We start from the raw sequence: 23,791 nt of genomic DNA on the forward strand, positions 1-23,791 counted from the left end.
CCGAAAATTAATTCGACAATTTTACGCAACTCCGCGCGTTCGCCCGTCCCAATATGGCGCCCGCAATGCCTTGCGATCGATCTTGCCGAGGCCCGTCACGGGGATCTCACTGACGAAATCGATGGTCTTCGGCGACCACGGCGCGCCGCGTTTGTCTTTCACATGCGCCTGAAGTTCCTCCACGGAATTATTCGCGCCGGCTTTCAGCACCACAAAGGCCTTTACCGCCTCGCCCCACTTTGCATCGGGAATTCCGATGACCGCAGCGGACGCCACCGCATGATGCGCCATCAAGGCATCCTCGACTTCACGCGGATAGATGTTGAAGCCGCCGGAGATGATCATGTCCTTGGTGCGATCGACGATATAGAAGAAGCCGTCGCTGTCCTTCACGGCGACATCGCCGGTGTGCAGCCAACCACCGCGGAACGCCTCTTCGGTGGCCTCCGGCCGTTTCCAGTAGCCATCCATCACAAGCGAGCCGCGCACGCAGATCTCGCCGGGCTCCCCTGTCGCCACTTCGCGCATCTCGGCATCGAACAGTTTGACCTCGACCATCGGATTGGCGCGGCCGCAGGAACCGAGACGACCCGGCTTGCTGTCGTCGTGATCGATCTTGCGCATGGTGGTGATGATCTGCGGCGCTTCGGTCTGACCGTAGAGCTGCACGAACACATTCCCGAAGATGCCAACGCCCTCGCGCAATCGGTCCGGCGACATCGGCGCCGCGCCATAAACGATCATCTGCAATGACGACATGTCGTATTTGGCGCGCAGCTCCGGCGCGTCGATCAGTGCATAGATCAGCGTCGGCACCAGGAAGGTCGCGGTAATCTTTTCCTCATGCACCACGCGGCAATAGGTCTCCGCATCGAAGCCCTGCACCAGCCGCGCGAAGCCGCCGCGCAGCATCACCGGAAACAGCGTGATGCCGGCGGCGTGGCTGATCGGCGTCGCGGCGAGATAGCGGATATCGGCCGGCCAGTCCCAGTCCGCATAGATCGCGAGCGACATCGCCACCAGCACGCGATGCGGCAGCATCACGCCCTTGGAACGACCCGTGGTGCCGCCGGTATAAGCCAGCCAGCAGATATCGCCGGTGCTGCTCTCGTCCACCAGCGGCGCCGGCGTCGCATTGGGCAGTTCGGCCAGCAGATCGCGCGCGCCATCGAGCGCGCCGAAGGACAGCAGATGTTTCAGGCCCGGCACGCGGCTGCGCAGCGCGAGGCCGCGCGCGGCGAACTTGCCAGCCTCCACGATCAGCGCGGAAATCTCGGCGTCCTCGAGAATGAAGGCGTGGTCGTCTTCGGCGGCCATCGGATGCAGCGGCGTGTAGCGCAGGCCCATCACGGCGGCGGCTGATATCGCGGCCCAGCTCTCGGCGCGGTTGCCGGAAAGAATGGACAGCGCATCGCCCTTCCTGAGGCCGAGACTGCGAAACAGGCTGATGAAACGCGCGACCACGTCGCCGAAGTCGCGGTAGCTCCAGCGGACATGGCCGTCCGCGAGCGCGGGCTGGTCGCCATAGCGGGCGATGGCGCTGACAATGATGCTGCCGGCGGTGCCGCCGGAATAAAGCTGGTTCAAAATGGCCTCCCTGAATGCAGGGCCTTCTGCGAGGCCTCTGCTTGACGTCCTGAGCCTATGGCGGCCGCTCGCGCGCCGCCATCCATGCCAGCGCAAGGTAGCCTGCGAGAAACGCAGCCTGGACGCCCACGATCAGGAGATTGCCGCCATAGATGGTCGGAAACATCAGCTCGATGACCGCCATGGACACCACGGTCGTCAGCCAGACGACGGCGCCCCACGGCGTCGCGAGCCAGAGGCCGACGGCGCTGACCAGCTCGATGACGGCGAAATAGACCGTGGCGGTCTGCCAGCCCATGGTCTGGACCTCGAAGGCGTCATCCTCGGTGCCGACAAAGCCGGTGACCTGCGCCCAGTGATAAAGGCCCTGCATCATCGAGACGACGGCCATCACGCGCAGGAACAGGACCAGGCGCCGGGTCCAGATGTTCTCGTCAGATTCGATGCGTCCGGACGAGATCGCCGCAACCGACATGGCATGGTCCCGCGACGTGGGGTCTCTCGACCCGAGGTCGCGCGGCATCTGCTCAGACATGCGAATGCGATCTCACGGGTGGGAACTGGACGTTTGGGCGATGGTTTGAGCGATTCATGGGGGCTTTTTGTGAGCCTTTGGGCCTGCAAAATCAATGACCCAGCCCGTCACGTCACGCGCGCATGACGTGCATGATCGCGGTGACGCCGGGACATCAAGGTGCTAGACTTAGAACAGGTCGAATTTAAGGGGCTTTCGACCTCACGAAGGCCCGCGGGAGAGACGGTATTATGGCAATCAAGTTCGGGCGCCCCATCGAATTGCGCGATCACGCCCCCCGCCCGGCCGCTTATGACGCCCCCTCCCTCGGCCTGACCACCCGCCCCCGCCGTAACCGCAAGTCCGAATGGGCCCGCCGGCTGGTCCGCGAGAACGTGCTGACCACCGACGACCTGATCTGGCCGCTCTTCGTGATCGACGGCGACAACCAGCGCGCCGCGATTGCCTCGATGCCCGGCGTGGAGCGCCTTAGCGTCGATCAGGCGGTGCGCGATGCCGAGCGTGCCATGAAGCTGGACATCCCCTGCATCGCGCTGTTCCCTTATACCGACCCGTCCCTGCGCGACGAGATGGGCACCGAGGCCTGCAACGCCAACAATCTGGTTTGCCAGTCCGTGCGCGCCATCAAGAAGGAATTCCCGGATCTCGGCGTGCTCTGCGATGTGGCACTCGACCCGTTCACCAGCCATGGCCATGACGGGTTGATCCAGAACGGCAAGATCCTCAATGACGAGACCGTCGCCGTGCTGGTCCAGCAGGCGCTGGTCCAGGCCGAAGCCGGCTGCGATATCATTGCGCCATCGGACATGATGGACGGCCGTGTCGGTGCGATCCGCGAGGCGCTGGACGACGCCGGATTCCTCGACGTGCAGATCATGGCCTATGCCGCGAAATATGCCTCGGCCTTCTACGGCCCGTTCCGCGACGCCATTGGCTCGGCCAAGACGCTGACCGGCGACAAGCGTACCTATCAGATGGACAGCGCCAATTCCGATGAGGCGCTGCGCGAGGTCGAACTCGATCTGGCCGAAGGCGCAGACATGGTCATGGTCAAGCCGGGCATGCCCTATCTGGATATTGTGCGCCGCGTGAAGGACACGTTCGCGGTTCCGACCTTCGCCTATCAGGTGTCCGGCGAATACGCGATGATCATGGCCGCCGCGAACAACGGCTGGATCGATGGCGACCGCGCCATCATGGAAAGCCTGCTCGGCTTCAAGCGCGCCGGCGCCGATGGCGTGCTGACTTATTTCGCGCCACACGCCGCGGAACGCATCAAGGCATCGCGCTGAGCGCATCTGCGCTCAAGCCTCGCCTGATTTACGTCATGGACAGTCTGTAACGATTCCGCGCACTTGTTGCGCGGTCTGGTGATATCCATGTGATGGACCGTGAGGATGCAAACGGAGGGATGCGTCATGTCTGATACCGGCCCGAATGCTGGCGGCCCCAACAACGGAAGCTGGCAGGGCGACACCTGGCGCAGTGCCGGTACCCCGCCCCGCGCCCATGCCTTTGACCCCTATGCGCAGCCCGACTTGTTCCGTGGCGTGTTGATGCGGCGCGTCGTCGCTTTCCTGATCGATCTCATAGTGCTGTCGATTCCGATCGTACTCGCCGTTATCTTCATCGCAGTATTCGGCGTCGTCACCCTCGGCCTTGGCTGGGCGCTGTTCTGGCTGATCTCGCCGGCGACGGTGATCTGGCCGGTCGTCTATTACGGCACGTCGCTGGGTGGCCCGCATTCGGCCACCGTCGGCATGCGAATGATGGATCTGCAGATGCGCACCTTCTCAGGCACGCCGGGCTACTTCGTGCTTGGCGCCGCACACGCGGTCTTGTTCTGGGCCTCGGTGTCGCTACTCACGCCGCTGGTGCTGGTGGTCGGCCTGCTCAACGGCCGCCGTCAGCTGCTGCACGACCTCGTGCTGGGAACCGTGGTGGTGAATAATTCCGTCGTCCGCGCCGCTTACGCCCAGCCGCCCGGCCGTGCCTACTAACAGCCGCGAGGGACGCCAACTTGGCCGGGCAAAGCGATTGACCGTTTGCCCAGCTGGCGCGATGCTACGCCAAACTGCTTCGGAGACCGACGGCAACCCGTGACCCAGCACTCCCGCGACACTCCGCAATTCTACCTCACGGCGCCGTCGCCCTGCCCCTACCTGCCGGGCCGGCACGAACGGAAAGTTTTCACCCATCTGGTCGGCGACAAGGCCGGCGATCTCAACGACCTGCTCACCCATGGCGGCTTCCGGCGTAGCCAGTCGATTGCCTATCGCCCGGCCTGCGACCAGTGCCGCGCCTGCGTCTCCGTCCGGGTCATCGCCAATGAATTCAAGCCGTCGCGCAACTTCCGCAAGATCCAGGCACGCAATGCCGACGTGATCGGCGAGCAGCGCAGCGCGGTGCCGACCTCCGAACAGTATTCCGTGTTCCGCGCCTATCTCGACCAGCGCCATCGCCATGGCGGCATGGCCGACATGACCGTGCTCGATTACGCGATGATGGTCGAAGACAGCCACGTCGAAACCCGCATCATCGAATATCGTCGCCGCGGCCCCGATACAGGCATCACCGGCCGCGGCGAGGACCTGCTCGCAGTCGCGCTGACCGATGTGCTCAGCGACGGGCTGTCGATGGTGTATTCATTCTTCGAGCCCGGTGAAGAAAGCCGCTCGCTCGGCACCTTCATGATCCTCGACCACATCGCCCGCGCCAGGCGGCTCGGCCTGCCTTACGTCTATCTCGGTTACTGGATCGAAGGCTCCAAGAAGATGGACTACAAGGGCCGCTACCTGCCGCAGCAACGGCTGGCGCCATCAGGATGGCTGCGCGTGGACGCGACAGGCGAGACGATGCCCGAGCCGCAGGATTAGCTGGCCCGGCTGACGACCGCCCGGCATCATCCGCGACCGTCCTGGATTTCAAGGCTTCAGCCGAAAAAGGTGTCGTAAAGCAGCTTGCAGTTCAGGATCACGATGATGCCAGCGATGATCCATGCCACCGTGGCGACCGACCGCGAAATTACGAAGTCACCCATCTTTCGCCGATCCGAGACAAACCGCACCAGCGGGATGACTGCAAATGGCAATTGCATCGACAGGATGACCTGACTGAAGACGAGGAGTTGTCCGGTGCCGCGTTCGCCATAGAGCGCGGTGACGACCACGACCGGGACAATAGCGATGCCGCGAGTCACGAGCCGGCGCGCCCAGTTCGGCAGGCGCAGCCGGAGAAAGCCCTCCATCACGATCTGGCCGGCCAGCGTTGCCGTCACCGTCGAGTTGAGGCCGGATGCCAGCAATGCGATCGCGAAAAGCGTCGATGCGATACCGAGGCCTAGCAACGGCGACAACAGCTCGTAAGCCTGACCGATCTCGGCCACATCGGCATGACCTGACGTATGGAAGGTCGCGGCGGCGACGATGAGGATGGCCGCGTTGATAAACAGCGCCAGCATCAGCGCGATGGTGCTGTCCGTTGTCGCCCACTTGATGGCGTCGCGGCGCCCTTCGTCGGTGCGCGGATAGGCTCGGGTCTGCACGATCGACGAATGCAGATAGAGGTTATGCGGCATCACGGTTGCGCCGATGATGCCGATCGCAATGTAGAGCATTTCGGGATTGGTCACGATCGCGGTGGACGGCAGGAAGCCGCTCAACACGGCAGCCACGGGCGGCGCCGCAGCGACAATCTGAACCGTGAAACAGACCGCGATGACGATGAGCAGCGCGATCACGAAAGCTTCGAGAAAACGGAAACCCTTGTTCATCAGCAACAGCAGCAGAAAGGCATCCAGCGCAGTGATGAGCGCGCCCCCGATCAGCGGAATGCCGAACAGCAGCTGCAGCGCAATCGCGGTACCGATCACTTCCGCCAGATCGCAGGCGATGATCGCCGTCTCGCAGGCCAGCCACAGCATGATGTTGACCGGCCGGGAAAAGCTGTCGCGGCAGGCCTGCGCCAGGTCGCGGTCGGTGACGATTCCCAGACGCGCGGCCAATGCCTGCAGCAGGATCGCCATCATGTTCGACAGCAGGATCACCGAGAGCAGCGTGTAGCCGAATTTCGAGCCACCTGCGAGATCGGTCGCCCAGTTGCCGGGGTCCATATAGCCGACCGAGACCATGTAACCCGGTCCCGCGAATGCCAGCAGCCGGCGAAACCAGTGGCCGCCGATCGGAACCGGGATCGACGAATTGACCTCCGAGAGGCTGCGGCGGAAATCCCCGCCAAGGCCGGAGCGCCAGCCGGCCGCGTCTGGAACGCTGCCGGGGATTGGAGACGTTGACGAATCGGGCGAGGTTTTCGGCGAAAGTGCATCCATCAGAGCTGCATAGAGCAATCCCTCCCTTGTTGCAACTAATTTGCAACTGCATCTAGCCGGTTGGTGGGCACTCCCTGTCACGGCGTACGCTCAGTAATCGGGTGGCTGCGTGCTCGTCCGGACCCCATGGTGGCTGTCACAGACAGGAATCGCCATGTCCCGCTCCTCCATTGATCGACTGCCTGATACTTTCAACCGCCTCGCCTGGTCGAACCTCGCGGCGCAGTCGGCCGAGCAGATCGCGCTGGCGGCGGCGCCGATCGTCGCGGTGCTGTTGCTCGGCGTCGGCGAGGGCCAAACCGGATTGCTGCAGACCGCGCTGACCTTGCCTTTCGTGCTGTTCGCCATTCCCGCAGGCCTGCTCGCCGACCGGATGTCGCGCCGCACCCTGATGGCCGGAGCCGAGGCGCTGCGCGCAATCGCACTGTTGCTGACGCTGGGGCTGATCTGGTTCGGCGCGCTGACGATGCCACTGCTCGCTTTGCTCGGCTTCGTCGCGGTGTGCGGCACCGTGGTCTACAGCGTCGCCGCGCCGTCGCTTGTGCCATCGCTGGTCGTACCGCAATTGCTCGGCGCGGCGAATGCGCGGATCGAACTCGCGCGCACCGTGGCTTTTGCGAGCGGTCCTGCCGTCGGCGGCGCGCTCGTCGGCTTAACTGGCGCCGCGCCTGCTTTCGGCTTTGCCGCCGCGCTGTCGGTCATCGCTGTCGCGTTGCTATCGGGCATCCACGAGCCCCCGCGCACAACCATTCAACAACGCAACCCGGTGCAGGATATCGCCGAAGGCCTGTCCTTCGTCTGTTATCATCAGTATTTGCGGCCGGTCTTCATTACACAATTCATCTTCAGCGCCGCGTCCTTCATCGTGCTGGCGGTGTTCGTGCCTTACGCGGTTCGCCGTCTCGGCCTCTCCGCCTCCGGCGTCGGCGTGACACTCGCGATGTATGGCGTCGGCATGGTGATCGGCGCACTGCTGGCAACACGTGTGATGAGACGGTTGCCGTTCGGCACCGTGATCGCGCTCGGCCCCGTCACCGGCTTCGTTGCCTCCGTTGTGATGGCACTGACCACATGGATCCCCTCGCCGGCTTTGGCGGGCCTGAGCTTCTTCCTGCTCGGCGTCGGTCCGATCCTGTGGGTGATCTCCACCGCGACGTTGCGACAGTCGGTAACGCCGCCGAGCCTGCTCGGACGCGTCTCCGCGATCAACACCCTGAGCTATGGCGCCCGCCCGATCGGAACCGGCATCGCTGCCGTTATCGGCGGGCTCTATCACGCGGAGGCGTGCCTCTATCTCGCCGTCGCGGGTTTCGCCTGGCAGGCCGTGGTGATCCTGACTTCGCCCGCAGTGACGCTGGAACGGCAGCCGGACATGGTCGACGATATGACCGCATGCGTTCCGACGAAAGTCTAACAGGCTTGGTGTAGTTCGTCTGTAGTTCGCACTCACTCACGATCTCCCCGCACCGCAGCACGGATAGTTAGTGTAGTTACGCCGCGTCCAAGCGTCGCAGCAAAGCGAACTTTCTTGCCAAAGCTGCAAGCAAGCCTTTGTCTTACCACCAATCAACAAGGTCAGTCCGCAAAAGGACGACCATTCGGGGAGAACACAATGGCATCATCCAAGGACAGGACTCCGTCTCGGCGCCGTTTTCTGAAGGTCGCCACCGCCGGTGCCGCTGCAAGCGTCGTCGCACCGGCAATCGCCCAGACGCAGGGCCCGATCAGCATGCGCTGGCAGAGCACCTGGCCGGCCAAGGACATCTTCCACGAATACGCGCTCGACTACGCCAAGAAGGTCAACGACATGACCGGTGGCGACCTGAAGATCGAGGTGCTTCCGGCTGGCGCCGTAGTCCCGGCCTTCGGCCTGCTCGATGCCGTCTCCAAAGGCACGCTCGACGGCGGCCACGGCGTGATGGTCTATCACTACGGCAAGCAGACCGCGCTGGCGCTGTGGGGCTCTGGCCCGGCCTATGCGATGGATGCCAACATGCTGCTGGCCTGGCACAAATTTGGCGGCGGCAAGGAGCTTCTGGCAAAGCTCTATGCATCGATCAATGCCAATGTCGTGTCACTTCCCTACGGGCCGATGCCGACCCAGCCACTCGGCTGGTTCAAAAAGCCGGTGACCAAGGCCGATGACCTCAAGGGTGTGAAATTCCGCACCGTCGGCATCTCCATCGACGTGTTTACCGGCCTTGGTGCAGCAGTGAACGCATTGCCCGGCGGCGAAATCGTCTCGGCGATGGATCGCGGCCTGCTCGATGCGGCCGAGTTCAACAACGCTTCGTCGGACCGAATCCTTGGATTCCCCGACGTATCCAAGACCTGCATGCTGCAGAGCTATCACCAGAATGCCGAACAGTTCGAAATCCTGTTCAACAAGACCAAATATGACGCCCTGCCCGAGAAGCTGCGGGCGATCATCGCGGGCGCCGCCGATGCGGCCGGTCAGGAAATGTCCTGGAAGGCCATCGACCGCTATTCGCAGGACTACGCGGAGATGCAGAGCAAGGACAAGGTCAAGTTCTACAAGACACCTGACTCGATCCTGCAGAAGCAGCTTGAGGTCTATGACGAGGTCGTCGCCAAGAAATCGGCCGAGAATCCCCTGTTCAAGGAAATCTCCGAGTCCCAGCAGGCCTTCGCCAAGCGCGCCACGCAGTGGGAGCAGGACACGGTCGTGAATCGCCGCATGGCCTATAACCATTACTTCGGCCCGAACGCGAAGAAGAAGACCTGACGTCTCGCGGCATACGTATCTCGCATCATCCGGGACGACCCTTTCCCGGATGATGCTTTGCTGTTGCCGCTTGCAACACATCCGCGCCGGACGAAATCTACATCGACGTTTCCTGCATCAGTGGCCTGAATGACATGACTGCCGAGCGTTTCCTGCAATCTATCGACGGTATCAGTACATTCGCCGGCAAGGCCGCGGCCTGGCTCATTTTGGGATTGATGGGCCTCGTCTGCGCCGAAGTGTTCAAGCGCTATATGCTGAACATGCCGACGGCATGGATCTTCGACGCGTCGAACATGCTCTATGGCACGCTATTCATGCTGTGCGGCGCCTATACGCTGGCGCAGAACGGTCATGTCCGTGGCGACTTTCTATACAGCTCGATGCGGCCGCGCACGCAGGCCTCGCTCGATCTCGTTCTCTACATCGTGTTCTTCCTGCCCGGCATCGCCGCGCTGGTCTATGCGGGCTGGGACTATGCGGGCGACAGCTGGCGCATCCGCGAGCATTCCAACGTCACGGCGGACGGACCGCCCGTCTATCATTTCAAGGCGATGATCCCGCTCGCCGGCGCGTTGCTGTTGTTGCAGGGCATGGCTGAAATCACCCGCGCCGCGATTTGCCTGAAGACAGGGGTGTGGCCGAGCCGGCTCAAGGACGTATCCGAAATCGATGTCGTCGAGGAGCAGCTCGCGCATAGCGAACACGTCGATGATGACGTGCGCCGGAATGCCATCGCGCAGGCGCAGGAGATCGAGGAGAGCGCACGCCAGCGCGGCATGGGCGGGGAGACGCAAAAATGAGCGATCCTGCACTCGGCCTCCTGATGCTCGGCCTCATCGTTGTCGTGATCATGCTGGGCTTCCCCACGGCCTTCACGCTGATGGGTCTCGGCATGTTCTTCGGCTTCTTCGCCTATTACCGCGCGGGTGAGTCCTGGGCCGACAACCACATCTTCGATCTGATGGTCCAGCGCACCTATGGCGCCATGACCAACGACGTCCTGATCTCCATCCCGCTCTTCGTGTTGATGGGCTATGTGATGGAACGTGGCGCGCTGGTCGACAAGATGTTCTATTCGATCCAGTTGGCCTTCCGCCGCGTCCCGGCCTCGCTGGCAGTCGCGACCCTGATTGTCTGTACCTTCTGGGGCATCGCGTCGGGTCTGGTCGGCGCCGTCGTGGTGCTAATGGGCGTGATCGCCTTCAACCCGATGCTGAAAGCCGGCTATGACGTCAAGCTGGCGTCCGGCGTGATCACGGCCGGCGGCACGTTAGGCATCCTGATCCCGCCATCGGTGATGATCATCGTCTATGCCGCCGTCGCCGGACAGTCTGTCGTGAAGCTCTATGCCGCTGCGATGTTTCCGGGCTTCTTTCTGGCCTTCCTCTATCTCGTCTACATCATCGGCTGGGCGCTCATTAACCCGAAGATCGCGCCGAAGCTGCCCGAGAGCGAAACGCGCGTGCCCGTCCGGCCGTGGATCGCCGATCTGCAGCAAGCCTATTCGCACAAGATGCTGCCGGCCCTGCTGACGGCGGCCGTAGCGCCGTCGCGCGCTATGGCGCTGACCATGGACGGCGCGCGGGTCACCTATGCGACGATCCTGAAGAATCTCGGCTTTGCTTTGGTGCCACTGATCCTGGCGCTGACCACGCTATGGGCCGCGTGGTGGTATGTCGTCATCCATCCGCAGCCCGACGCCCCCGCGCCCGCCGCGATCACCGAGCGGGTTCAGTCCGGCGACGCCAGCACCGCCACACCTGAAGAAGAAAAACTGGAGGAGCTCGGCGCCGCCCAGTCCGGCTCGGCGAAAGAGAGCCAATCGGAAGTGCTGCAGCAGATGGGCAATGCCGACCTGCAAAACAGTCCGACGAATGCACCGGTCGATGCCGGACCGCCGCCGGAATTCTATACCTACTTCGCCTTCACGGCGGCCATCATCGCACTGATGCTGTTCTATTATTACTGGACCATGGGCGCCGCCCAGTTCGAGGTGCTGCGGCTGCTGACATCGTCCGTGATGCCGCTCGGCATCCTGACTGCCATCGTGCTGGCCGTGATCCTGCTCGGCATCACGACGGCAACGGAATCCGCTGCCGTCGGTGCCGCCGGCGCGTTCCTGCTTGCCTTCCAGGCGCGCACCCTGGACTGGAAGCGCACCAAGGAGGCCGTATTCCTGACCGCCAAGACCACCTCCATGGTGTGCTGGCTGTTCGTCGGCTCGGCGCTGTTTTCCGCGGTGTTTGCCATTCTCGGCGGACAGGCGCTGCTGGAGAGTTGGGTCCTGTCGCTGAACCTAACGCCGGTCCAGTTCATGATCCTGTCGCAGGCGATCATCTTCATCCTCGGCTGGCCGCTGGAATGGACCGAGATCATCGTGATCTTCGTGCCGATCTTTCTGCCGATGCTGAAGCATTTCGGCATCGACCCGATCCTGTGGGGCGTGCTCGTCTTCGTGAACCTGCAGGCCGCCTTCCTGTCGCCCCCGGTCGCGATGTCCGCCTTCTATCTGAAAGGCGTCGCGCCATCGCATGTGACGCTGAACCAGATCTTCTCCGGCATGATGCCCTATATGCTCATCGTCATCATCTGCATGGTGCTGATGTATATCTGGCCCGGCCTGACGCTGTGGCTGCCGAATTATCTGTACGGCAACTGATCCAGTAGCCCCAATCTCCGCCGGGAACACGGCGGTGGCACCCGTCCTCCCGGAATACCGCATGACTGCCCTGCTCTTTGCAGCCCCCTTTATATGATGTACATCATTTATAAAATGAGGACCATCATATGACCGACCGCACGGCAGACGCCATGGCAGACACCCCGCCGCAGGAAGCATCCTCCACCGCACTGCAGATCGCGGTCCTCGCGGGGCTGGCCTCGATGGGTACCCTGGCGACCAACATTCTGCTGCCATCGCTGCCACAGATGGCGGTATCGTTGCAGGTAACGACGCCCGCGGTTACGGCATCGATCACCGTGTTTTTGCTGGTCTTCGCGCTTGGGCAATTGCTGGTCGGGCCGATCTCCGACCGTTACGGGCGTCGCATGCCGGTGCTGGCCGGTTTCGCTGTCTTCATTATCGGCAGCATCTGGTGTGGCGTCTCGGCTGATCTTCCTTCGCTGCTGATCGGCCGCGCGATCCAGGCCGCGGGTGCCTGTTCGACTTCGGTTCTATCGCGCGCGATCGCCCGCGACCTGTTCAGCGGCGCAGCGCTGGCACGTGCACTCACCTTGGTGATGATCGCGCAGGCCGCAGCTCCCGGCTTCTCCCCGCTGCTCGGTGGCGGGCTCGATTACTTTTTCGGATGGCGTTCAGAATTTGTTTTCGTCGGCGCCTTCGCGGTGTTGTCGGCGTTCAGCTATGTCCTGGTGCTCGGTGAAACCCACACCACGACGCGTATCCCGCTCAATCCACTCGCCGTCAGCGCAACCTATCTCAAGCTTTCGGTAAACCGCCACTTCCTGATCCCAGCCGCCACAGTGGGCCTGATCATGGGTGGACTGTTCTCGATCTTCTCCGCAGCACCTCGCGTTCTCATTGAGGGCTACGGCTTCACACCGATTGCGCTCGGGCTGTTCTTTGCGGGCACCGTGCTGGTCGTGTTCGGCTCGGGCATGCTGGCCGCGCGCCTCGCCCCCCGCTTCGGACTGGATCGGGCCATTCGCTATGGCTTGCTGATCGCGTTCGTCGGCAGCATCGCGGTGCTCGCGACCGCCTACTTCCACGGCAATGTCGTCACCTTCATCGCCGCGACCTGCGTGTTCCTGCTGGGCATGGGCGTGGTCAATCCGCTCGGCACGGCTCAGGCGCTGTCGCCATTCGGCACCCATGCCGGCGCCGCCTCGGCACTGCTCGGCTTCTGGCAGATGATGGGGGCCGCGATCGGCGTATCCCTGTCGGCCACGATCGTGCCGCAGGCCGCATTGGCGCTTGGCATCGTTCTCGGCGCGGCCTGCCTGATCGCTATCGTGCTCTACGCGATGCGTCAGCGAACCACTGCGATCAGCTAACGGGCCAGATAGCGCTCGTAGCCGCCGCGCACGACCTCGTCGCTATCGATCTCGGGATCCAGCGTGTAGAGATCCTGCGCACGGCCGATACCGCGCAAGGCGTAGCGGCCCGTGGAGACCAGATACTTGCGGCCGGCCGCATCGAGCCCGGCCTGAAACGCGGACGAGGTCAACAGCGGCCGATCGACCGACGAACACATGGAAGCGATGCGGCTCACCTCGTTGACCGAGGGACCAACCACGGTGAAATCGAGCCGCTCGTCGCTGCCGATATTGCCGTAGAATACTTCGCCCTCATGCAGACCAACATAGGCAGTCGTGACCGGCCGGTTCGCCGCCAATCGTTTCGCATTCAGCTTGGCGATATTCTTGCGGAACTGATGTTCGGCGCGCAAGGCGCTGCGCTTCGCCTTCACCATGTCGTCGCCGGTGAACATCGCCAGAATGCCATCGCCGATAAGTTTGAGCACGTCGCCGCCGACATCATGGATCGCAGCGATCGAGGCTTCGGCATAGTCATTCAAGAACGGGATGATCTCGTCCGGTCCGATCGCCTCGCTGATCCCCGTGGAATTGCGCAGGTCGGAAAACCACAGCACCGCATTGATACGCTCAGTGACGCCTCGCGCGATCTTGCCGCGGAGAACCTGTTCGGCGGCATCGCGGCCGAGATAGACGCGGCCAAGCGTGCGCGCGATCTCCATCTGGGCTCCCGACTTGATGGCGAGACCGAGCATCGGCACCAGTTCGCGCAGCGCCGACATCTGGCGCTCGTCGAACCCGTCTTCATGGCGCGTGGCCCAATACGAATAGAGGCAATCCATCTGCCCCATCGAGCCAGCCTCGCCGAACTTGTGCAGGAACACGGCGCCATGGCGGTGACCGCCTTCCTGCAAGCTGCTGACCATCGAGAAGCGGTCGGCGATCCCGGGCGCGTGCAGATCGAGCCGCAATTCGTCGTGCCCCTCTTCCAGCATGTGGAAGAATACCGATCGTCGCCAGTTCGCGGCAGCCTCGCCGATCTCGGTCGAGCCGTATTCGAACACGTCGCTCTCGTTGCTGGCCGTGTCGTTCCAGCGGAAGCCACGGCCCTCGAAGATCGGATGCAGCGTGTCAATGAAGACGAGGCCACGGGATACATCGATGCCGCCGGCACGGCAGCGCTCGCAGAAGCCGCGGATCAGGTCGTTTTCCGGAAGGCCGGTCAGACCCTCGCCGACCAGCCAGCTCATCAGTTCAATGCGTGCGGCAGTTTCCATGAGACACTTGTAGGATGGGTTAAGCTTTTGCGAAACCCATCCTGCGGCGCTTTAACCATGCGCGCCTTGCTCCTTGGCGTGGATCTCGACGGAGCCGGGGAACAGGCGCCGGATCAGGATGTAGAAGACCGGCGTGAAAACAAGGCCGAAGATCGTGACGCCGATCATGCCGAAGAATACCGCAACACCGACGGCCTGACGCATCTCCGAGCCGGAGCCCGACGAGATCACCAGCGGCAGCACGCCGAGAATGAAGGCGAAGGACGTCATCAGGATCGGGCGGATACGCAAACGGCAGGCCTCGATCACGGCTTCGAGCTGATCGCGGCCTTCCTGCTCGATGTCGCGGGCAAACTCGACGATCAGGATCGCATTCTTTGCCGCCAAGCCGACCAGCACGACGAAACCGATCTGGGTCAGGATGTTGATATCCTGCCCCATGATGCGCACACCGATGGTGGCCGCGAGCAGGCACATCGGCACGATCAGGATGATCGTGAACGGCAATGTCCAGCTGCCATATTGCGCAGCCAGCACTAGGAATACGAACAGCACGCAGATCGGGAAAATATAGAGACCCGCATTGGCGCCGGTGGATTGCTGATAGGACAGATCGGTCCATTCAAACGCGAAACCGCTCGGCAGCGTGTCGTCCGCGAGCTTCTTCATGGTCGCCAATGCTGTGGCCGAGCTGGTGCCCGGCAGCGTGTCGCCCTGCAGTTCCGAGGAGGGATACAGATTGTAACGCGCGACGCGGTCCGGACCTGCCGTGTCGCTGAAATTCACGACACTGCCCAGCATCACCATGTTGCCCGCGCTGTTGCGGGTCTGCAGCCGCGCCAGATCCGCCGTTTCCTTCCGGAACGGATAATCCGCCTGCGCGGTGACGTGATAGGTGCGGCCGAGAATGTTGAAGTCGTTGACATAAGTCGAACCGAAATAGGTCTCGATCGCCTCGGTCACGTTCTGCATGGGCACGCCGAGCATCTGCGCCTTCTGGCGGTCGATATCGACGAACACCTGCGGCGTGTTGGCGGAGAACGGCGAGAACACCGACGTCAGGCCCGGCGCACGGCGCGCGGCATTGACGAGCTCATCGGTCGCTGCGGCCAGCAGTTGCGGCCCCCTGCCCTGACGATCTTCGATCCGCATGGCGAAACCACCGCCGGTGCCGATACCCGGCACCGCGGGTGGCGGCAGCACGATGATGAAAGCGCCTTCGATCACCGAGAGGCGCTTGCGCAATTCGCCCGTAATCGCCGTCGCGGTGAGACCCTTCTTGGCGCGCTCCTCGGGATTCTCGAACACGGGGAACATGGCGGCCGCATTGCCGGCCTGGGTGAAGGTCGCACCGGACAGGCCGGCCAGCGCCGGCATGCGCGCGACACCGGGCGTATCCAGCACGATGCCTTCGATCTGCTTGACGATCGCCGTCGTGCGCGCCAGCGACGAGGCACCGGGCAATTGCGCGACCACGATGACATAGCCACGGTCCTGCGCCGGAATGAAGCCCTGCGGCGTGGCATAAAGCAGCCAGCCGGCAGAGCCGATCAGGGCGACATACAGGATCAGCATCAGCGCCGAATGCTTAATGACAAAGCCCGCGAGGCCGCCATAGGCATGCGACAGGCGGTCAAAACCGCGATTGAACACGCCGGTGAACGCCGCCCATCCCCGTGCCAGAAAATTCCAGCTCGCCGGCGGCTTCTTCTCGTGATGCGGCTGCAGGATCAGCGACGCCAGCGCCGGCGACAGAGTCAGCGAACAGAAGCATGAGATCGCCGTTGCGACCGCGATCGTGATGGCGAATTGCTGGAAGAACTGCCCGGAGATGCCGCCGAGAAATGCCGTGGGCACGAAGACCGCACACAGCACCAGCGCGATCGAGATCAGCGCGCCGCCGACCTCGTCCATGGTCAGCAGTGCGGCGTCGCGCCGGCTCATGCCGTCGCCGAGATGGCGCTCGACATTCTCCACCACCACGATGGCGTCGTCGACGACAATGCCGACCGCGAGCACAAGCCCGAACAGAGTAAGGTTGTTGATCGAGAAGCCCAGCGCGGCCATCACGGCGAATGTGCCGACCAGCGACACCGGAATAGCGATGATGGGAATGATCGCCGGTCGCCAGCCCTGCAGGAACACCAGCACGACGATGACCACGAGCACCATGGCTTCATAAATGGTCTTGATCAGCTCCGAGACCGACTGGGCGATGAATTCGGTCGGGTTGTAGCCGATATTGTAGTCCAGCCCCTTCGGGAAATCGGCCTTGAGCTTCTTCATCTCCTCTTCGATGTTCTTCGCGGTCGCCAGCGCGTTGGAACCCGGACGCTGATAGACCAGCATGGCCACCGCTTCCTTGCGCAACAGGAAGCCGTTGGTGGTCGACGACAGCGCGCCTATCTCGACGCGCGCGACATCACGGAGACGCACCAGACGGCCATCGTCGCCGGCTTTCAGCACGATGTCCTCGAACTGCCTCGGCTCCTTCAGACGACCGGTGAAGGTCAGGTTAGGCTGAAACGCGCGATCTGCAATCGGCGGTTCGGCGACCTGGCCGCCCGCAATCTGCAAATTCTGTGCGCGGATAGCAGTCAGCACGTCGCCTGCGGTCATGCCCAGCGTGGCAATCTTGTCAGGATCCAGCCACAGCCGCATCGAATAATCGCGCGCGCCGAAGATGGTAATGTCGCCGATGCCATCGAGGCGCAGGAGGGGATCGCGGACCTGACGCAGCGCGTAGTTCGAAATGTAGAGCTGGTCGTAAGTGTCGTTAGGCGACAGCATGAACACGACCATCATCAGGTCGGGACTGTTCTTGCGGGTGACGACGCCGTTGCGCTGGACCTCCTCCGGCAGCCGCGGCTGCGCGATGGCCACGCGGTTCTGCACCAGCACCTGGGCCTTATCCAGATCGGTGCCGAGCTTGAAGGTCACGGTGATGTTGAGCTGGCCGTTCGAGGTGGCCTGGCTGTAGATATACAGCATGTCCTCGACGCCGTTGATCTCCTGCTCGATCGGCGTCGCCACGGTGTCCGACACTGTCTGTGCCGACGCGCCGGGATATTGCGTGGTCACGACCACGGTCGGCGGCGCCACCTGCGGATATTCCGCAACCGGCAAGGTCGTGTAAGCAAGCGCGCCGACGATCAGCAGCACGATGGAGAGCACCATCGCCAGGATGGGCCGGTTGACGGAGAGGCTGCCCAGATTCATGGCTTTGTGCCAGCTGCTGGTGCGGGCGTCGCGGCAGCCATCTTCGGCGCCACCTTGGCGCCCACACGGGCGCGCTGAATCCCGTCGACGATTACCCGATCGTCGGGTTTGAGCCCTTCCCTGATCACCCGCAATCCGCCATCCAGCGGCCCGAGTGTCACAGGCCGCGCCTCCACCGTGTCATCGGCTTTAACCACCATCACGATCTTGCGTGACTGGTCGTTGGCAACCGCAGCATCAGGAATCAACAGCGCTTCATATTCGCCGCTGGCAATGACCCGGACCCGGGCGAACTGGCCAGGCAGGATGGAGAGGTCCTTGTTATCGACAATGGCGCGGCCGCGCAGTGTGCCGGTGCCGACGTCGAGCCGGTTATCGAGGAAGTCCATCTTGCCCTCGTGCGACGGCTTGGTTTCGCCGACCAGCGTGATCTGCACGGGATTGGGCGTATCGCGCGAACTCGGCCGCTTGCCCTCAAACCACAGCTTGCTGTTGCGGACGTAAGTGGCTTCGTCGGTGTCGAAATAGACGTAGATGGGGCTCAGCGACACGATCGAGGTCAGCAGCGTCGCGCCACTCTCGCTGCCTTGCACCAGGTTGCCGACTGTCACGAGATGACGGCTGACGCGGCCGGCGATCGGCGCGACCACCTTGGTATATTCGACATTGAGTTGCGCTTGCTTCAGCGCACCTTCGGCCTGCAGCGTCGCGGCCTGCGCGGCAGCTATTGCCTGACTGCGTTGATCGACGATATTTTCGGAGATCGCCTGGGTCTTGATCAGCGTGGTGGCGCGCTCCAGCTCCTTCTCCGCCAGCACGACCTTGGCCTTGGCATCGTCGAGCTGGCCCTGCGCCTGCTCCGCTGCAGCCTGATACTGGCGCGGGTCGATTTCATACAGCAGATCGCCGGCCTTGACGACGGCGCCGTCCGTGAAAGCAACCTTGGTAACGAAGCCGGTTACGCGGGCGCGGATCTGCACCTGTTCGATCGCATCGAAGCGGCCGGTGAATTCATCCCAGTCGGTCGTGATCTTCTTGGTGGGATTGGCGACCGTGACCGGTGGCGGCGGAGGTGCAGCGGCCTCTTCCTTCTTGCCGCAGCCAGCGAGCAGGAGAAAAGCCACAACAGGCGTCACGACCGACAAACACGACGCAAAGACATTTCCAACGTCATATGATCGCGACAAACTGATTGAATGTTTCAAAACCAGACCCCCGCCACGACACGCGATATGGCGGTCATCATGCGCTATATCAATTCGACATCAAGCGAAATAATTGATGCCCGAATAGGCTGCTATCCTGCGGCCATTGTCTTGCCACATCCACGCGACGCCTCGCGTCATACCGACGTTATAATAACGTCCTGCTGCGGGACGTGCGCCTGCGCAAGGCGTCGGTTCGGGGGGAGCGACCTATGGGCGCACCGAGGAATTCAACCCGCCCGGCGGAGTGTCGCAACGCCATTTGCCACCATGGCGCGAGATAAGCGGATCGACTATAATACCTGCCCATCATCCAAAAGGATTGAGCGTGTTATCTCTCGAACTCGGGATCGTTGCGGTCCTGATCGTCGTCAACGGCCTGCTCGCAATGTCTGAGCTGGCGATCGTATCCTCCCGCCCTGCCCGCCTCGCCGCCTTGGTTGAAAAAGGTGTGACAGGCTCTCGCCGCGCTCTGGCGCTGGCCTCCGATCCCGGCAAGTTCCTCTCCACCGTGCAGATCGGCATCACGCTGATCGGCGTATTGTCGGGCGCCTTCTCCGGTGCGACGCTGGGCCAGCGTCTCACGATATTGTTGCTTGACCTTGGCGTATCGAAAGGCCTCGCCGATACGCTTGGCGTCGGCATCGTCGTATCGGTCATTACTTACGCTTCGCTGATCATCGGCGAACTCGTGCCGAAGCAGATCGCGTTGCGCGATCCCGAGGCCGTAGCCGTGCGCGTTGCGCCCGCCATGGTGCTGCTCGCAAAAATCTCGCTGCCGCTGGTGTGGCTGCTCGATCGTTCCGGCAAGGCGATCCTGTTTCTACTTGGGCAGCGCGGTGAAGCCGAGGAGAAGGTCAGCGAAGACGAAATCCGCACGCTCGTGACCGAAGCGGAAACCGCCGGCGTGCTTGAGCCCGGCGAAAAGGAAATGATCGCAGGCGTGATGCGCCTCGGCGACCTGCCCGTCGGCGCCGTGATGACACCGCGCCATGAAGTGGCGATGATCGATCTTGCCGATCCCATCGAGACCATCCAGGCCGAACTCGCGGGCAGCTCGCATTCGCGCTTTGCGGTGTTCGATGGCGACGGCGATTCCGCCATCGGCATCGTTCAGGCCAAGGATCTGCTCGATGTGTATTTGAGCGGCAAGACGCCGGACATCCGCGCGCTGGTGCGCGAGGCGCCGGTCATTCCCGACACGGTCGATGCGCGCGACGTGGTGGCGATCCTGCGTGACTCGCCGTTTCATATCGGCCTCGTGCATGACGAATACGGCGTGTTCCAGGGCGTGGTGACGTCGGCAGATATTCTGGAGTCGATCGTCGGCGCCTTTCACACCGAGGAAGGCCCGGCCGAGGTCGCCTTCCACAAACGCGAGGACGGCTCCTACCTCATCTCCGGCTGGATGCCCGCGGTGGAGTTCGCCGCCCTGCTCGGCATCGACTTGCCCGCGCAGTCGCGCCCCTATCAGACCTTTGCAGGATTTCTGTTGCAGGAGTTCGGCAAGATTCCGGAGGTCGGCGACGAGATCGTCTCGCATGCCTGGCGGTTCGAGGTCATGGACCTCGACGGCCGCCGCATCGACAAGGTGCTGGCGAGCCGCGTCAAGGAAGAAGCGCTGGGGTAAATTGATCCCAGCGCTTCGCGTATCGGGTATCAGGCCGTGAACAGTGGCCGCAGCGAGCGGATATCCTTGACCTTCTCCAGATTGTTGATCTGATCGATCAGCTTCTTCGCCTTTTCGGCCCCGAGAACCGGCGCGATCAAGTCACGGGTCTTCGCGCTGACGGCGTCGGTGCTCAGCGGATTTTCCTTGGTGCCGGGCGGGAACTTGGTGAAGTGCTCGACCTTTTTCCCGTCCATCATCGTCACTTCGACGATGGCGCCGCGCGGCGCGGCAGGGTCCATCAGAGCCTTGTCGCCGACCACGGTTACCTTGGCGCGCTGCTCAAGGATCTTGGAATCCTTCATCAGCGCCTGGTCATGGCTGTCGACGAACGACACGGCACCCTTGACAAGCGCGACCGCCACCAGATGCGGGCAGTTGACGTCGGGCATCGCGCTGGTGCCGACGATCCCTGTCGCATCGGTTGGGATCTTGACAAGGATGCTCTTCACATTGCCCGGCGTCAGGCCGTTCTGCTTGCGCAGGGTCAGGATGGCGTCGAGAGGCGATTGGATGGGATAGCCGACCGAGAATGTCTTGATCGCCGTTTCAGTGACGTAGAAGCGGCTGCCGAGACCGGCAAGCATCTCTTCCGGCTTCGGATCCGTGGACAGCGCAATGAACAAGTTATGCGTGCCATCAAGGACGTCATGAACGCCGGTCAAACCGGCCTGAACCATGGTCACGGCGGTCAGGCCGTTGCGGGCGCCCATGCCCGCGAAGTCGAAAGCCTTCTCGACGTGATCCTCGTCCTTCACCCAGCTCCACAGACCAGCCACCTGCTGCGAGGAATAGGAGATCGCGTAACGCATACCCTTCTCGTCCAGCCGAGCCAGCGACGCCGCTGCACCAAGAGAACCGAAGGTGGAGCTGGTCCCCTCCGCACTGCGGTGCGAACCACGGACGAGATCCGGTCCAAGCGCCATCAGCAGCCGGCAAGTGAGATCATATCCGAGCGCTACGGCCCGAATGAATTCGATGCCCGACCGGCCACCTTCCTTTTCCGCCATCGCCAGCGCGGACGGCACGACAGCGCTTCCCGGATGCGCCTTGGTGACCGGCTCGAAATCATCGGTCTCGTCCGCATGCGCGCACATGGCATTGGCCAGCGCGGCGTTGACGGCGGTAGTGCGGAAACTGGATCCGATCACCGACGCCTGCTGTTCGCCGCCGAGCCCGCGAACATATTTCAGGGCCATCTCGCCCGGACGCATCCGCGCACCGGAGACCATCGCGCCGAACGTATCGAGGATGCGGTGTTTGCATTCCGTCATCACCACATCAGGAAGCGCCTTGTCGCGCGCCGAGACCATGTAGCGCGCAAGACGCCCGGTGACATCCGCATCCGCTGCTGCAGCCTTGCGAATGATGGACGGCGAAAGCGTTAATGCGGCGAGAGCACTGGCAGACTGGAGAAAGCGACGGCGTGAAGGCGTACGACGCTGGGACATGTCATCCTTTAAGGAGTGTTGGCCGCAAGGCTCCCTGGAGGGATGCGCGAGGTTTCTGCTCGCTATACTGACGGCGTGACGATTGACGTACGTTCAGGCCACCTCGCGAAGGCCTCAATGCTTCATCGCGGGCAACGGCTGTCAGGCAGTGGATCGCGCGCCTGCCCTTGCAATATCTCCGGCGCTCGCCAAGCCCTCCACCTTCCAGCACAGCTCCATGACCTTTGCCGCCTGCTTGTGCGGCAGGATTCCTTCAGCGAGATCCTTGAACTTGCGTTCGAGATCGGCATCGCTCATGGGCATCTCGAGGCTGCCGATGGCGTGCTCGATCCGCTTCTTGAGCACGCGCCCGTCATTCAACTCGACGGACATCTCGACCTGTTCCGGCTTGATCGATTGATCGACAGTCGGAACGACTTTGCCGCGCAATTCGATCGTCTTCGCGTCGCGCACCGCCCCATCGCTGAACTGCTTCTCGCCGCCGGCGCCTTCGATAAAGGCGATGGCAACCGCATGGTAGACGCTGAATTTTCCTTCGAGCCCCTCCCTGGGGGTCTTCTTGCCGGTAAGCTCGAGCACCAGCGGATGAACCTTCACGTCGACCTGCTTGATCATATCCGGCGTCAGCTTGTTCTCATTCCTGAGCTGGATCGCCGCGTCGATCAGCGGATGCAGGACGATGCCGCAGGCAAACGGCTTGTAGGTGTTGAGCGCTGACTCGTAACGCTTGCCGAGCCCCTCGGTGATCTCGGCATAGTCCTGCTTGGTGCTGATGGCATTGGCCCAGCCGCGCTTGGCCTCGATCATGCCATCGGAGCTGGTGTAATTCTTTGACGCAAGGATAGCGGCAAAGATGCCGTTGCTGGCAGCACGGCCAGGATTGAAGCTCTTGTTCATCGAACCGAAGGACTCCCGCAGGCCGACAGGCTGCGAGGCCGCGAGCCCCAGCGCCCAGATCATCTGCTGTTCGTTAAGACCGAGCAGCTTGCCAGCCGCGGCGGCCGAGCCAAATACGCCGGCGGTGCCGGTGATGTGCCAGCCGACGTCATAGTGGTTCGGATAAACGGCATTGCCGATCCGGCATTCGGTCTCGATACCGAGCACCAGCGCATTGAGGAAACCCTTGCCGGACACCGGCTTCATTTCCGCAATCGCCAGAATCGCAGATGCGACTGGACCAGCCGGATGAATGATCGTCTTCAGATGGGTGTCGTCATAATCGAAGATGTGGCTCGAGACACCATTGATGAAAGCGGCGTTCATGATGTCGAAGCGTTCGTTGCGCCCGAACAGCGAGGCCCTCGCCGGACCGGAGAATGGCGCCAGCGCCGACGCCGCGATGTCCACCGTCTGATGATGCGAACCGCCAATGGCGACACCGACCCAGTTCAACAGCGTGCGCACGCCTTCCTTGCGGACACTTGCCGGAAGGTCATCGTATTTGGCATTGACGATGTAGTGCGCGAGAATCTGCGTCACATGCGGCGGAGCAACCGATGCGACTTTCTTCGGCGCCTCACTGGCAGCTGACTCCGCAGCCAAGGCACCACGCCCCGCTGCAGCCAGAGCCGGGAGCGCGGCAGCTGCCTGCAAGATGGTCCTGCGATTGGTGTACGCCATGGGATTTCCTCCGAACTATCATTCTTCGCGCGATCGACGCGCCGCTTCGTCGGGCTGCGGCGATACGCCTATTACAATTCGATAGCAAGCAGTTCGAATTCAGGCGACCTTACGGATTTGCAATATATGCACGAGATAGCGCTATTATCCCGAATT

General features: G+C 62.5%; 17 protein-coding genes. 9 read left to right on the forward strand and 8 right to left on the reverse strand.

Annotated elements, in window-relative coordinates:
- Positions 1–21: 21 nt before the first annotated feature.
- On the reverse strand, positions 22–1,587 hold the full coding sequence (locus AB8A50_RS09090) for an AMP-binding protein (RefSeq protein ID WP_093761444.1): 1,566 nt from the start codon (positions 1,585–1,587) through the stop codon (positions 22–24).
- Positions 1,588–1,642: 55 nt separating this feature from the next.
- Positions 1,643–2,122: a DUF6163 family protein gene (locus AB8A50_RS09095; protein WP_089263845.1), complete on the reverse strand. Its 480-nt coding sequence runs from the start codon at positions 2,120–2,122 to the stop codon at positions 1,643–1,645.
- A 230-nt stretch (positions 2,123–2,352) separates the two neighbouring features.
- On the opposite strand from AB8A50_RS09095, the gene hemB reads away from it, so the two are divergent.
- The 3 genes from hemB to AB8A50_RS09110 all read left to right on the forward strand — a co-directional run bounded on the left by hemB (position 2,353) and on the right by AB8A50_RS09110 (position 4,998).
- The gene (gene hemB, locus AB8A50_RS09100) at positions 2,353–3,414 is read left to right on the forward strand and encodes a porphobilinogen synthase (protein ID WP_439077465.1); all 1,062 of its coding nucleotides are present in this window, start codon (positions 2,353–2,355) and stop codon (positions 3,412–3,414) included.
- Between the two features lie 126 nt (positions 3,415–3,540).
- On the forward strand, positions 3,541–4,122 hold the full coding sequence (locus tag AB8A50_RS09105; RefSeq protein WP_414716879.1) for an RDD family protein: 582 nt from the start codon (positions 3,541–3,543) through the stop codon (positions 4,120–4,122).
- 99 nt (positions 4,123–4,221) lie between these two features.
- Positions 4,222–4,998 (forward strand): arginyltransferase, encoded by a 777-nt coding sequence (locus tag AB8A50_RS09110; RefSeq protein ID WP_089263842.1) that lies wholly within the window; start codon positions 4,222–4,224, stop codon positions 4,996–4,998.
- Positions 4,999–5,054: 56 nt separating this feature from the next.
- Here the strand turns inward: AB8A50_RS09110 and AB8A50_RS09115 are convergent, their stop codons facing one another.
- A complete protein-coding gene (locus AB8A50_RS09115; protein ID WP_439077466.1) occupies positions 5,055–6,449 on the reverse strand; it encodes an Nramp family divalent metal transporter in 1,395 nt (464 codons plus the stop codon).
- Between the two features lie 154 nt (positions 6,450–6,603).
- On the opposite strand from AB8A50_RS09115, the gene AB8A50_RS09120 reads away from it, so the two are divergent.
- From AB8A50_RS09120 to AB8A50_RS09140, 5 genes are all read left to right on the forward strand, one after another.
- Positions 6,604–7,863, forward strand: a complete 1,260-nt coding sequence (locus AB8A50_RS09120) for an MFS transporter (protein ID WP_439077467.1) — start codon at positions 6,604–6,606, stop codon at positions 7,861–7,863.
- A gap of 198 nt (positions 7,864–8,061) precedes the next feature.
- Entirely contained in the window at positions 8,062–9,195 is a 1,134-nt protein-coding gene (locus tag AB8A50_RS09125; RefSeq protein WP_439077468.1) for a TRAP transporter substrate-binding protein, read from the forward strand.
- Between the two features lie 134 nt (positions 9,196–9,329).
- Complete coding sequence (locus tag AB8A50_RS09130) at positions 9,330–9,998, forward strand: TRAP transporter small permease subunit (protein WP_120292142.1); 669 nt, start codon at positions 9,330–9,332, stop codon at positions 9,996–9,998.
- On the forward strand, positions 9,995–11,857 hold the full coding sequence (locus tag AB8A50_RS09135) for a TRAP transporter large permease (RefSeq protein ID WP_439077469.1): 1,863 nt from the start codon (positions 9,995–9,997) through the stop codon (positions 11,855–11,857). Before AB8A50_RS09130 ends, AB8A50_RS09135 begins: the two co-directional genes overlap by 4 nt.
- A 128-nt stretch (positions 11,858–11,985) precedes the next feature.
- Entirely contained in the window at positions 11,986–13,212 is a 1,227-nt protein-coding gene (locus AB8A50_RS09140; RefSeq protein WP_439077470.1) for a multidrug effflux MFS transporter, read from the forward strand.
- On the opposite strand, the gene AB8A50_RS09145 is transcribed toward AB8A50_RS09140, so the two are convergent.
- The 3 genes from AB8A50_RS09145 to AB8A50_RS09155 are packed head-to-tail and all read right to left on the reverse strand — an operon-like array spanning position 13,209 to position 18,835.
- The gene (locus AB8A50_RS09145; RefSeq protein WP_439077471.1) at positions 13,209–14,471 is read right to left on the reverse strand and encodes an adenylate/guanylate cyclase domain-containing protein; all 1,263 of its coding nucleotides are present in this window, start codon (positions 14,469–14,471) and stop codon (positions 13,209–13,211) included. The two genes, AB8A50_RS09140 and AB8A50_RS09145, sit on opposite strands and share 4 nt — an antisense overlap.
- Positions 14,472–14,522: 51 nt before the next feature.
- Positions 14,523–17,690 (reverse strand): efflux RND transporter permease subunit, encoded by a 3,168-nt coding sequence (locus tag AB8A50_RS09150; protein ID WP_439077472.1) that lies wholly within the window; start codon positions 17,688–17,690, stop codon positions 14,523–14,525.
- Complete coding sequence (locus AB8A50_RS09155; protein ID WP_439077473.1) at positions 17,687–18,835, reverse strand: efflux RND transporter periplasmic adaptor subunit; 1,149 nt, start codon at positions 18,833–18,835, stop codon at positions 17,687–17,689. Before AB8A50_RS09155 ends, AB8A50_RS09150 begins: the two co-directional genes overlap by 4 nt.
- Positions 18,836–19,223: 388 nt before the next feature.
- Here AB8A50_RS09155 and AB8A50_RS09160 point away from each other — a divergent pair, with 388 nt between their 5' ends.
- Positions 19,224–20,525: a hemolysin family protein gene (locus AB8A50_RS09160; protein ID WP_120292132.1), complete on the forward strand. Its 1,302-nt coding sequence runs from the start codon at positions 19,224–19,226 to the stop codon at positions 20,523–20,525.
- A 29-nt stretch (positions 20,526–20,554) separates the two neighbouring features.
- Here AB8A50_RS09160 and AB8A50_RS09165 read toward each other — a convergent pair whose 3' ends face one another.
- Positions 20,555–22,015: an MmgE/PrpD family protein gene (locus AB8A50_RS09165; RefSeq protein ID WP_439077474.1), complete on the reverse strand. Its 1,461-nt coding sequence runs from the start codon at positions 22,013–22,015 to the stop codon at positions 20,555–20,557.
- Between the two features lie 141 nt (positions 22,016–22,156).
- Positions 22,157–23,635 carry an MmgE/PrpD family protein gene (locus tag AB8A50_RS09170; RefSeq protein ID WP_439077475.1) on the reverse strand — a complete coding sequence of 493 codons (1,479 nt, stop codon included), beginning with the start codon at positions 23,633–23,635 and terminating at the stop codon, positions 22,157–22,159.
- Positions 23,636–23,791 lie beyond the last annotated feature (156 nt).

Source organism: Tardiphaga sp. 841_E9_N1_2 (assembly GCF_051811065.1).
Taxonomy (GTDB): Bacteria; Pseudomonadota; Alphaproteobacteria; order Rhizobiales; family Xanthobacteraceae; genus Tardiphaga; species Tardiphaga robiniae.